Genomic DNA, 12,932 nt, shown 5'->3' with positions numbered 1-12,932 from the left:
AATAAATGATACATTGAAACGTGAATATTTTTTTAAAATAAAATGTTTTCTTCACATTCGTTTATTAGGTATTTTTCATTAAACAATTAAGTTATAATGTGAATATGAACAAAATACTAAATTGAGACGAATACTTTATGTCAATGGCTAAGCTAGCTGCTAAAAGATCAAAGGACCCAAACACACAAGTGGGAGCATGTATTATTAATGAAGATAACATCATTATTGGTATGGGTTACAATGGAATGCCTAAGGGTATAGATGACAAATTTCCATGAACAAGAGAAGGTGATGACAACAAATATAAATACGTTATCCACGCTGAAGCTAATGCAATACTTAATGCCATCAAGAACTTAAAAGGTTCAACTATATATGTATCTTTATTCCCATGTAATGATTGTGCAAAAATGATTGCTCAATCAGGAATAAAAAAAGTTGTATTCGAAGATAACAAATACAAAGGAACTTTAGAAGTTAATATCTCAGAGAAGATTCTTTCTTCTTGTGGTGTAGAAATGAAACAAATCAGCGCTGGAGAAGTAATAATTAAATAAAAAAAATCACTCATAGTGATTTTATTTTTGTCTTTTTCGTCAATTTTCATTGATATGGCGCGCTTGAGAGGAGTCGAACCCCTGACCTTCTGGGCCGTAACCAGACGCTCTATCCAGCTGAGCTACAAGCGCATTTTGGAGGCACCAACGGGATTCGAACCCGTAATCAGGGTGTTGCAGACCCATGCCTTAGCCGTTTGGCTATGGTGCCAAGATAATTTCTTATATATTATACATAGAATATTTAATCATTTATAATTAAATTATGATTTATTCAATTTTAATGAGCTTCTTAATAATTCCAACCTTCATTTGTATGTTTTTTATGACAGGTAAAATAATCCAAACTAAGTATAAAGCATTCGACACAAACCCCTATATGTCAGTGCCCATCGGGTTTATACTCTTTAGTACTGCAACTATCATTACATATACCCCATTAATCATCCTTCACTTACCCGGTGTTGTATTCATCGTGTTTGAAGCATTAAAAGATTTAGCTATTTTTGTACTTATTTGATTACATAGAAAATATATAAAACTTAATTTTGATTGAAAGAAATTGTTTTTGATATTTATTTCGGTAATTATATTAACAATTGCTCCAGCCATTATCACGCTTATTAAAGACCAAAATGATTACCCTTTTCATCTTGATAGAGCTTACAATGTATACCTTCGTAAATATGGTGGTTCAACAAAGTTCGAACCTTGAAAAGATGCAAGGGTTTATAACTCTTGATATATGTTCAATTCTGTAATTATTGGATTATTTAAATTAAATGGTGATTACCAAGTCTGATGAATGCAATCCATAATGGTTTCTACCATTTCTATCACTACAGTACTTTCTTTATTAAAAATTTCCCTAAAGAAAATAAGATTCATAGCTTTCGGGTTAGCAATGTTTATCTTAAGTATTATTGTTCTTAGATCTACAAATGTATTTGGATTCCACTCCAACGTTATAGGGTTTATTATAACCTCAATAATAATGTTGATTGTGTCCTGAGAGTTATTCAGAACACCTAGAGTTCGTTATATGTTATTAACTGGAGCAACAGGTTTTACGCTACTAACTTTTGATTGATCTGCACTTTGATTATATTCAACATACATGTGTATATTTATTGGTATATATATTTATAAAGAAAAACCAAAACCAACACTTTTAATTCTTTTCACATTAACATTCATTGGATTCATGTTTGCAACAATCCTTCATAGATTCACAAACATCGGTTCAACAATAGGTATGGTGGTTGCTGTTGTTATTGGTGGGTTATTCCTATGATTAAGAAACAAGAATTTTGAAGAACCAATGGATAACTTTATTTACAAATTTAGAAGATGATGAGTACCAATGTTATTTGTTATTTTTGTAATAGTTTCATTTTCAATTTGAATATCAAAATCTGAGCCAGATTGATGATTCGGTTTCAAGATAGAAACCTCTTATTTAAATACTTTGAGTTCTTCTGAAACGGTTGCTACAGTAATGTATGTTCTCTATTGAATAGCAATTGCATTTGGGATAATTTATTTAGCCATTTCTTTCAAATGAAAAAAACAATGAGATATTGAAAAATTCTTAATTTTAATCGGTGTTATTTCAACCCTTTTATTCTTCTCTCCGTTAACAGCAACATTCATTAAATCATACTTTATACCAAAAGCATTATTCTCCAGTTTACAATGAACAACAATAGCTCCTTTAGCATTGGGAATATTATTGAAATTAGGGAAACTAATTGCCAAAAGAATTAAAGGCGAACACTCGGAAATAGATAGGATAATCAATGCATAAAAAAATCATAATATGTTCAATAATAATGTCAACCTTACAACTGGTTATTGGTGGGTTAATGATAGCAAATATTTTAAACTCATTTCAGCATGCAAAATATATAGGTATCCTTTGGGTTTCATTAGGAGTTTTCACGTCTTTATTGACAGTTCTAACCTTTCTAAAAATGAAGTTAGTTTGAATAGATCGCCTTTTTGCAACATTAACCATTTCTTTAATTGCAATGTTGGCTACATGTTGGGTGAATCCCCTAACTTCTATCGCAATCGTTATTTATATTCCAATTACATTTATGTATTTAATGGGAATAGCCATTAGAAGCAAGATTTAAGCTTTTAAATAAGACAACAATATCAAAACACTTTGGTATAAAAGCAAGTCTTGAAAAGACATAAAAAAACACAGGATGAATTCCAGTGTTTTTATTTTGTTGGTTTAAATAATTCAAGTACATCCATAGCATGATGCGTTGTATATTTAAGGTTTGATTTTACTTTATCTCACTCCTGAATAGTTGTGGCATTATTTAAGGCGATAATAAAGTGTTTAAAGAATGTTGATGCATATTTCAAGTGATATTGTGCTTCTGCATTACTGCTTTCCACTGGACTTAAGTGATCTGCGATAAATTTTGCAAACACTTTCAATTCCACCTTTTTAGAAGAGAAATCTTTTGAGACATATTTAGTAGCTGACACACCAACTTTTGCAGCTTCTGTTTTCAGTTCATTAAATGTATATTTCTTTATTGTATTTTTAGAAGCGTTTGCAGCATCTTTAAATGTAGTATCTGTTCCAACTTTGAATAACATTCCAATTTGATCTTTTCAATATTTATATGTGTAATCCGCTTTAGCTAATTCATCTAATGAAGTCAACCCTATATGTTTGCTATCTTTTAGAGCCTTATTGTATATAAAGTTATATATCTTTTCTCCAAGTCCGTGATATGTTCCAAAATATTTAATAAAATCAGCTTTGTTGAGAGTGTTGATATCTATTTTATCTTTGAAATTCTTATCTTCTACAAGTGTACCTTTATAGTCCACGTTATAACCTAAAGCTTTCGCTGTATAACTACCAACAGCTTTTGATAGATCTCCAAAACCATGAATACCACCATTTCTTGTTCTGTAAGCAATAATTGCATACACATGATAAGGGGATAATTTATATGTTGGTCCAACTAAATTTTCAAGCATCAATTTTGCAGAGGCATGATTTAAATCTAGTGGATTTTCAATTTTTTTAGATGCACTTCCAAATTTCATTAAATTAGATTCAGCAGATGAAACAGGATATGTACTAGGTATTTTTTCAGGAGCGTCTATAGCTTCACCTTTAGATCTCATCTTCATTATATTCTCAACTGTTGAACGTGAAATAACGCCTTCAGTTACTTTTTTCATTAACTCCTTGTAAGTTAAGGTGTTTACATCTATTTTTTCAATAGTGATTTCATGACCTAAGCCATTTTTATAATCATTTGCGTTTCTAATCATTTCTTTATTTGTGTTGTTGTTTAAAGTTCCGTAAGTAACTTTTATATTGTATCTCTTCGATAAATCTTCAACTCTATTAAATAGTTTTCCGCCTTTTACGTGATAATCAAGTATTTCACCAAGAGCTTTATCACCTTTAATACCCTTACCTAAAACTCTGTGGTACAGAACTTTCATAGCTTCTGATTCAGAAAAACCAAAACGAGTTACAAGATCATAATAAGAGGCATTATTAATATCAACCTCTGTTTTAGGTAATTCTTTAACAACCTTACTTTTTGAATGACCTTTTTCTTTCTTAGTAGTATCCATTGAAGCATAAACCATTGTATGATCTGAGATTCTAGTTAAATCACCAGATTTATAAAATTTAAATAACTTTTTGTTCTCTTGAGTTCAAGCATTGCTCATTTCGAATCTTTTACCTTCGCCAACAATCATTTCTGAGTTTGTGAAAATTTTGTCATAAGGATTTGAGTAAAGTTTGTCATTTGTTTTTGCAAACATTGACATTGATGTTTTTGAATTTGGAGAAGTTGGATCAAATAATTTTCTATATCCCGCATTCATTAGATTCTCAAAAGGAGAAATACCACTCTTTGTTAACGGTATGTTAGTATCACCCATGAAAATCATATCTTCATCACCACCATTTATAGTTTTGAAATAATCCATAACATCTTTAGTGTGTTCAGCTTCAAATAATTCTTGCGTACCCATGGTTGTTTCATATTTATTATCTTTTGAAGAAATAGAACCTTCAAAAGTTTTTTCACTAACACCTGAAGATTTATTTTTTTCAACAGCATGACCAACATGAGCTTTACCAGCTTTAGGAGAATCAAAGTGTGCAATTACAGCCGTAAAGTCTTTACCATTAGAAGTTTCAAATTGCGCACCAAATGGAGGTCTTGTATAAGCTGATTTTGTATTTGTAGCAGCTTCCTTCATATTTGCTAAATAGTTATTTTCTTCATATGGGTTGTTGTATAGTTCACCAATGTTATTGTTTGAACCTTCGAACTTTTTAGGATTCATTACTTTTGAATTGTATAAAAATCCATAATATTCTCATGTTCCTACTCCACCCATTGGAATTGTTTTAGAACCATCTTTTCCATCTTTGGCTAATTTAGAGGCAACTACTCTTCAAGCATTTGATTGAGTTATTCTGTTTAGTTCTTTTGCTAAATCATGAAGCGCAGAAGCTTTATCCACTTCCTCAGCTCCAAGTAATGAAATTTGTTGGTTGGCAATTATTTGTGCCATTGCTTGAACCCTGTTGTGATTACCCATGAAGTTTTTTAAGTTTCAGTTTGCAATTCTAACATCTTTAAGATTTATACTCATAGGTGCTACTGGTTCAAAACCTTTAACGGGATACATATCTTGATTTGCTGGGGCAGTATTGATATCTTCTTTTTTGTTGAGTAGTACAAAAGCAGTCACACCACTGGCAACTACTCCTACTCCTAAAGTTATACCTATCCCTTTTCAAATCATTTTCATAAGAAAATTATAAACCAAAATATAAATATTATAAATATTTATATAAAAAAAGCCACTCGGCTTTTTTATCCCTTAATCGCTGATCCTTGTCTAGAAATAGCTTTCATAATTCTACCTCTAAATACAAAGTAAACAAGTAACATAGGTAGAATGGCTAGTGTTGTTCCCGCCATTCTAATTGGAATTAGTAATTGTCCATTCGAATCTTTACCAGTTGTAAATACTCAAGTTGGGATAGTTTGTATATCTTTTCCTTGTAGTAATAATGCTGGTCACATATATGAGTTTCAAGAAGCAAATGCAGTTAGGATTATAACTGTTAAAGTTGTTGGTTTAATCATTGGTAAAGCAACTTTAAAGAAGTATCCAACGTTTCCTGCTCCATCAATCATAGCTGCTTCTTTTGTACGATCTGGAATTGCTTCAAATGCATTTTTAAACATTACTGCTGAAAATACAGATGCAACAAATGGAATGAATAATCCTAATAAGATATTTGTTCCATAGTATCATCCTAATCTAACAATCATTTGATATTGACCAGATAATAATGCAACTTCTGGAAGCATCATTAATGACAAGAAGAAACCTCAAACTATTTTTTTACCTCTATACTTTTTAATTGAAAAAGCATAACCCAGTAAAATCGTAATAACCAGTTTAACCATTATGGTTATTGAGGCTATTAAGAATGAATATAATATCGCCATTCAATAACCGTCAGCAAAGGCATCAACAAAGTTACCTCATTGTGGTTTCTCGGGCGCTAAATGCGTTGTAACTGCATCTGTTGCTTCTGCATTTGTCATCAATGAAGTTGCAATCATGTAGTAAAACGGAAATAGTATTAAAGCCCCAAAGAAAACTAATGCGAAAACTTTCATTAAGTTCGAAACAATGATTCAAATAATTGATTGTGTTCTAACTTGTGAACCAACGTTTTCAGCATTCTTTTTAACTTTTGCGGTTCTTAATTTTTGTTGAGTTTTTAATTTTATTTTCAACATGTTTCTCCCTTATGTTTGTTATGGCTTTTACAACCATAGATACTCCACCACGTATAGACGCGGAGAATATTATTGATATTATAAGCAGTGTTACAGAAGCTGCTCCGGCAAGCATGTAATTATGCGAAACTTGAAGCTTGGCATAGATATAAATAAGAAGTGTGGAACCCTTATTATCTAGTGCTGCTTGAGCATCATTTTTGAATAGTGCCAAAGGAAATACTTTAATGGCGCCAATTATCCCCATGGTAAGCAGGAATGTTGTTGTTTTTGAAATAGATGGTAAAGTGATTGAAAAGAATTGTTTGATTGGTGAAGCTCCATCAATAGAAGCTGCCTTGTATAATTTTTTATCAACACTTAGCATTGCTGATGTGAATATTAATACATTAAATGCAATACCTCTTCAAACTCCATAAATTAACATCGCTCCAAGAGCTGAATGACCATTCGGATCAGTCAATCAAGGAACTCTATGTCCTGTTATTTTATTCAGTAATCCAGTGTCTGCATCAAATAAGTATGCAAATGCTAAACCAATAGCGATTGCTGAGGTTACATAAGGTAAAAAGAATAATGTTTGTCAAAAACCTCTTAACCTTTTTCTAATAACGTTTGAAACTGCTGCAGAAATCACTAATGAAAGAATCATAATAATTGGAATTGATATTAAGGCGTACATCAATGAATTGTAAAGTGCATCATGGAACGCAGGGTCTCTCATCATGAATTTGAATTGATCAAGACTTGCAACCCTCTCTAACGGTTTGTGCTTATCAGCTGGTGCTTGAAAAGCGTCTGTTGCTGCAGCTAAAAATGGAATAACAGTAAATAAGATTACTATGATTAATGCAGGTAGCATTAATAAAAGTGGTTTCCATCATGGAGTTTTTTTATTAACTGTTGCTAAATCTATTGGTTTTTCCATTGCCCTTTCTTTTAATTTGTTTTTAAAGAACATTAGATAATACCTACTCTTTCGCCATCTTCAGTATTGAAAACGTATGTTTTGTTTTTAGGGAAATTAAAGTGAACTTTTTCCCCAACTTTATATACATCTTTTTTAGATAGGAACATTTTAAACGTATCTTCTTCAGTATATTGAATTGTTGCTAAAGTTTCTCTTCCAAGATAGTCAACGTGTGTGATTTCTCCAACAAAACCACCAGTTTTAACTTCAATTAAGTGTTCAGCTCTAGCTCCAAAATGAACTTCTGTATTTTTAATCGACTCAAGTTTTCCAAGAGTTTTTTTCTCGAATTCAACTTCTCCATCTTTATTAACATTTGCTTTAAAGACTTTCATCTCTGGCATACCCAGGAATTTTGCTACGAATTCATTTTTTGGCTTGTCATATAACTCCATTGGAGATCCTATTTGTTGCAGATTACCAACATCCATCAGAATTACTTTGTCAGAAATAGCCATCGCTTCTTCTTGATCATGAGTCACGAAAATAGTTGTTATATTTAATTCTTGTTGAATTCTTTTAATTCATTCTCTTGTTGAAATTCTTAATTTAGCATCAAGGTTTGATAAAGGTTCATCCATAAGTAAAACTTTTGGTTTTCTTACAATAGCCCTTGCAATTGCAACACGTTGTTGTTGACCCCCAGAAAGTTTAGTAGGTTTTTTCTTAAGGTTTTTAATGATGTCAACTTTTTCAGAAACAGCCATAACTTCTTTAAAGATAGCTTCTCTAATTGAAAGAATTGTTTTTTTATTCTCTTCAATTTCAGTTTTATCTTTTTCAGTTAATTTACTTTCATCACCATATTTTTCAAACATTTCTTTTTTAAAGCTTTCAAAATCTTCAAGAGAAACTTTTGGAAGTGTTTTAATGTTTTCTTTTGCTAATGCTAGATCGCTTAATTTAGGATTATTTTTGATGTTTTCTTGTTCAACTTGAATTTCTGTTTTTAATTCTTGTCTTTGTGTTTTTGAAGCGTCTTTAATTGCTTTTTCAGCTTCTTTATGTTCAATTTCAAGTTCTTTTACAGAAGTTTTATATTCTGCTTTTGTGATTTCTTTATCTTTCTTGGCATCACTTAGTTTTGAAAGTTTTAATAAAGTTTCTTTCGCAAGTTTTGAGATTAATGCATCTGCTTTAGGACCAATAAAATCATATTCAGATTTTAATTCCCTTAGTTTTGTGTATATTTCTCTTTCTGTTGTGTCATAGAAACTTCTTGTTTCTCTAACAACATCATAATAATCAAAGAATTTCCCTTCATAAGTTTCTAATTCTTTTTTTGTAGCTCCGTTGGCTTTGAATAAAACCATATCGTTTTTAAGTTTTGAAATTTTGTTTTTCTTTTTAACACCATTTTTTCAATCTTTATCATTTTCTAACGGGAAAGCAATATTTTTGAAAACTGTCATGTGTGGATATAATGCATAGTTTTGGAAGACTAACCCTAAATTTCTTTCTTTTGGAGATAATTTAGTAACATCTTTACCGTTGAAAAGAATTTGACCAGATGTTGGTGTTAATAAACCCGCTATAGCATTAAGTGTTGTAGTTTTACCACATCCAGAAGGTCCAAGTAGAGTGATTAATTCACCTTGTGGAATTGATCATGAAACATTATTAACTGCAACTGATTCACCGAAATCAATTACAAGGTTTTTAATTTCTATGGCTGGTATGGTTTTCTTTTCCTCGTAGTGTTTTTTAGCAAACTGCACTACTTCTTTTTTAACTCTAATTTGTGTTGTTTTTGATGTTGCCATTATCTAATCCTTTCACTTGGGTCTCTATAAAGAGCTCTATTGTCTCTTCTTGTTTGAATGTATTGATAAATATCTGTTGGTAATCCAACTGGTTTGTTTGGACCATATTTAATAAGGGGTGCGAAATCTGTTGCACCATGAATTACCAATGTATTTTTAAGGTGTTCTTGAAGTGTTCTTCCATTTACAGGATCAAATAAACCTAATTTATTGTCCAATGCATAGTTAAATGCATCAGCAATTGCAAGTCCATTATGATAAAGTATTGATGTTTCATCTAATACTGCTGCTGGATTTGATAAGAAAGGTAATGTTAGTCCCTTCTTAAGAATTTCTACAGATCAGTTCTTAGAAACATTTGGGCCATAGAATATTGAACCAACAACACGGTTGTATGATTTTCTACCATCTGTTGCAATTCTTATTTTTGTACCTGCTGGCATTTGTTGTCTAGCAAACTGCCCAGCTTTTAATCCTCAGTATCCTTCTTTTTTAGCTTCATCTGTAACTAATTTAACTTCCTTCCCTTTTGCAACTTCAATCATTACATTTCTTAAGTTGTAAGTTGAATTAGGGTGTCCAGAATCTTTTTCAATAGGATCATAGGCATTCCCATTATCATCAGTTTGAATGTCTACATATATATTTTTTCAGTATGTATATTTTGAATCTTTATCCATTGAAAGTTCGTTGTAATGACCATGAGAATAAACAGCTAAAGGTTTGTTTTGTGCTTTGTATTTATTAATCAATTTTTCCATTTGAGCATCTGTAAAACCAACCATTTTACCTTCTGCATCTTGATATTTTAATTCACCCATTTTAACGTGTGCTTCAGGAGTATCTATACCTTGGATACGAATACTCAATTCATCACCTGGTTTAATTGATTTAACCGCATCTGCGCCAGATGTACCAGTTACAATAACCTTTGGAGTATCTCCATCAATTCAACTAGCAATTTTTGCATCTACGTATGAGAATTTCTCTCAATTAATATCTGAGAAGTTTCTGTTCATCATATTTGGGTAATGGAATTTTGTTGACAGTGTACCATCATCAGGAATTATTTGGTCAATGATTGCTTGTCTATGAACATTACCTCATAAAGTCTGTTCATTATACGAACTTGCTCCATTATTTTTCGAGTTATTTGATGCAAGTATATTTGAATCAATTACTTTTCTGATTGATCCTGACATGTTATCAACTGGTAAGTCAACCACACCTGATGTTTCAGGGTGTTGTTCAACAGCTTTAATTTCTCTATTAATAGCATCAAATGAAGCTTTTACACCAAGTAATGTCCCTGGTAATTTATCATAATCCATACCACTAACTTTCTTCCCGATTGTTGAGTTAGCATCAAAGGCACCTTTAAGCGGAACAATGTATGAAGATTTCTGTGCGAAGAAATCTGAAGGTATCATTTTTTCATTGCTGTGTTCATCTTGCATTTTTGATTGAGAATCTTTTGCAGTGTAGAATCATTTTAAGAAGGCTTTTGCGCCTTCATCTTCTCTTTTATTGGTATGTATTGAATTGAATGATGGACCTTGTGCAACGGTTGCACTAACATTATTTAAATCAATTGTTTTACCATTAAGGTCGTAAGGTGCTGGAGAAGTGAAATTTTGCAATTTATTAATAGGAGATAAGAACATTGTTTCATCTTTACCTAGTTCTGAATTTGATGGTTTTCTTGAGTAAGCTTTATCTAAACCTGCTGATGAAGAAATTGAAATGGCCATTTTATGCTTTTGAAGTCTAGTTGATCCATAAGCACCACCTCCACCAATTCAAATAGAATTAGTGTCAATTGCTTTTTTGATATATGAATAAGAATCCTTGAACACTTTTGCTTGTTTTTTACCTTTTTCTAAAAAGTTAAAATCAACATAACCAGTTTTTTTATTCTTTGTAAATAAGAAATCTTTATCTTGGTTTTGAGTTAATAGTGTTGATAATTCATATATTGTATTTGATGGAGAATCTAATCCTAGTAAATTGGGTTTTTGAGGAGCTTCAAAGAATTTTTGAGCTTCCGTTACAAATTCAAAAAGACCTTTATAAGAAGTGAAAATATCATCATTTATTTCAATAGCATGAGCTTTGTTTTTCATGCTTGATTTCACGCCACCTCATTGTGATTTAATTGCAGACTCATCATTTGAAGGTGAATTCATTATTTTTTCAATTGTTGAACCAGAAGTTTGTTTTATGGTTGCTCCATTATCTTTTAATTGTTGGAATATATATTTCATTAATGGTTTATCAACAATTAAAGCTTCTGTGGATTTTGAAAGAGGTGCTGAAAATAGTTTACCTGGTTTTATTCCAGCTATTTTGTCGTTAACTTTAACAAATTGGTCAACAAATCATTCTCTTTTAACAATATCCCCCATGTCGAAAGCCATTTTATAAGGAACTATTTGCCCTACTGCTGACGGGTAATCAATGTATAGGTTTGGTAAAGTTCTTGTATCATGTGATTGAATTTTAGTAATCGCTTGTGAAGGAATTGTTCCATAACCACCTTCAACATGCTCAACAACAACAGGAATATATCCTGTTGTGTATTTTTGTGATTCATTATATTTAGCTACAGTTTCTTCTAAGGCATCTATCGCTGACCCACTAGCTGATCAAGTTGTTTGGATAACAATCTTATTATCATCTATCGAATCATATGCTCCATTAGAACCTAATAATGAAGAACACGCCACCAACAGAGTGACTGGCGCTGCTATTGAACCCATAACTGCAAAGCTTGCTACTAATTTTTTAAATTTACTTTTCATATATTCAATTATAGTTACTAATAACTATTTTTAGAAAATAAAAGTAATAGCATATGTTATTTAAAAATAACATTAAAAAAGTCAAGTATTCCACGTTTTTTTAAAGAACACCCCTCTTGAAAATGGTTTTAATTTCAAACCTTTTTTGTCATTTATAAAGGGCGTAAAAAATGATTTTTTAAAAAAAACAAACCTAAAATAGGTTCGTTTCGTATTCATTCTATTTCTTGAATTTCTTAGCTAATAAGAGTGCAACGGCTGCTACGATTCCCCCACCTAAACCAGATAATACCGCTAAAATAGTTTTCATTGGCTTTTTATTATCATCTTTACTTTTTACACTTGCATTTTTGTGCGCTTTAATTCTTTTTGGTTTTTTTGGAGTTTTCTTAGCTGGTTGAACAACTTTGCTATTAACTTTACTTTTTTTCTTTCCATTAATTTCAACATCAAATGTTATTTGTGCTTTTGGTGCACCAGGAGTTTCTGTGGTTATAGCAACTCTAATAACACCATCTGCTTTCTTTGTTATTTGAATGCTTGTTATTTTTGTTCCATTAACTGTTGTCGGAACTTTAATACCTGTTTCTGTTTCAATAGCTTTGATCTTATCAGTTAGTGAGCCTTTATTCATTGATTTAGCCACTTTTGCGGTAGTTCTATTACCTTGGTGGATTAATCTAGCGTTTTCAAATAGTTTTTTAAATCAATCAATATTATCCATTTGATTAATCTCAGCATCCGATTTACCAGTTGCTGTTCCTGATGTAGGTTGATCTGCTTTTGTTGCGTTTGGAGTATTTGTGGTTACTTCAATTTTTAATGTTCCATCTGGTTTTGCAGTTACAGTAACACCAGTAACTGTTGTTCCATTTTTTGATTCTGGTATATCAACACCGTGGTTTTTAAGGATATCTAATTTATCTTTAACTGATGCGGCTTTATCGATGTCTTTCGCAATATCAGAAACTTTNTNTTTACCTTGGTTTGTGATTGTATGACCATCNATTGCTTTT

7 protein-coding genes and 2 tRNA genes are annotated in these 12,932 nt (G+C 31.4%); 2 read left to right on the top strand and 7 right to left on the bottom strand.

The window, feature by feature from the left end; genetic code table 4:
- Window positions 1-104 precede the first annotated feature (104 nt).
- Complete coding sequence (locus tag ACOMC1_RS00045; RefSeq protein ID WP_420330618.1) at window positions 105-557, top strand: deoxycytidylate deaminase; 453 nt, start codon at window positions 105-107, stop codon at window positions 555-557.
- A 55-nt stretch (window positions 558-612) separates the two neighbouring features.
- On the opposite strand, the gene ACOMC1_RS00040 is transcribed toward ACOMC1_RS00045, so the two are convergent.
- Both ACOMC1_RS00040 and ACOMC1_RS00035 read right to left on the bottom strand, forming a co-directional pair.
- Window positions 613-689, bottom strand: a tRNA-Arg gene (locus ACOMC1_RS00040).
- Between the two features lie 4 nt (window positions 690-693).
- Window positions 694-768 (bottom strand) — tRNA-Cys (locus tag ACOMC1_RS00035).
- Between the two features lie 114 nt (window positions 769-882).
- Between ACOMC1_RS00035 and ACOMC1_RS00030 the strand changes: the two genes are divergently transcribed.
- Window positions 883-2,364: a hypothetical protein gene (locus tag ACOMC1_RS00030; protein ID WP_420330617.1), complete on the top strand. Its 1,482-nt coding sequence runs from the start codon at window positions 883-885 to the stop codon at window positions 2,362-2,364.
- A gap of 422 nt (window positions 2,365-2,786) precedes the next feature.
- Here the strand turns inward: ACOMC1_RS00030 and ACOMC1_RS00025 are convergent, their stop codons facing one another.
- The 5 genes from ACOMC1_RS00025 to ACOMC1_RS00005 all read right to left on the bottom strand — a co-directional run bounded on the left by ACOMC1_RS00025 (window position 2,787) and on the right by ACOMC1_RS00005 (window position 11,916).
- Window positions 2,787-5,375, bottom strand: coding sequence for an MnuA family membrane nuclease (locus ACOMC1_RS00025; RefSeq protein WP_420330616.1), 2,589 nt, complete (start codon window positions 5,373-5,375; stop codon window positions 2,787-2,789).
- 65 nt (window positions 5,376-5,440) lie between these two features.
- Window positions 5,441-6,382, bottom strand: a complete 942-nt coding sequence (locus ACOMC1_RS00020; protein WP_420330615.1) for a carbohydrate ABC transporter permease — start codon at window positions 6,380-6,382, stop codon at window positions 5,441-5,443.
- The gene (locus tag ACOMC1_RS00015) at window positions 6,330-7,343 is read right to left on the bottom strand and encodes a carbohydrate ABC transporter permease (RefSeq protein WP_420330614.1); all 1,014 of its coding nucleotides are present in this window, start codon (window positions 7,341-7,343) and stop codon (window positions 6,330-6,332) included. The genes ACOMC1_RS00020 and ACOMC1_RS00015 overlap by 53 nt, the downstream gene beginning before the upstream one ends.
- Window positions 7,343-9,115 carry an ATP-binding cassette domain-containing protein gene (locus ACOMC1_RS00010; protein ID WP_420330613.1) on the bottom strand — a complete coding sequence of 591 codons (1,773 nt, stop codon included), beginning with the start codon at window positions 9,113-9,115 and terminating at the stop codon, window positions 7,343-7,345. The genes ACOMC1_RS00015 and ACOMC1_RS00010 overlap by 1 nt, the downstream gene beginning before the upstream one ends.
- Window positions 9,115-11,916 (bottom strand): P68 family surface lipoprotein, encoded by a 2,802-nt coding sequence (locus tag ACOMC1_RS00005; RefSeq protein WP_420330612.1) that lies wholly within the window; start codon window positions 11,914-11,916, stop codon window positions 9,115-9,117. The genes ACOMC1_RS00010 and ACOMC1_RS00005 overlap by 1 nt, the downstream gene beginning before the upstream one ends.
- Between the last annotated feature and the right edge of the window lie 1,016 nt (window positions 11,917-12,932).

The sequence above is a fragment of the Mycoplasma todarodis genome (genome assembly GCF_965212735.1).
Lineage (GTDB): Bacteria > Bacillota_I > Bacilli_A > Mycoplasmatales > Metamycoplasmataceae > Mycoplasma_K > Mycoplasma_K todarodis_A.
Note: the sequence above shows the minus strand (reverse complement) of the source record. Positions and strands in the feature narration are given on the sequence as shown.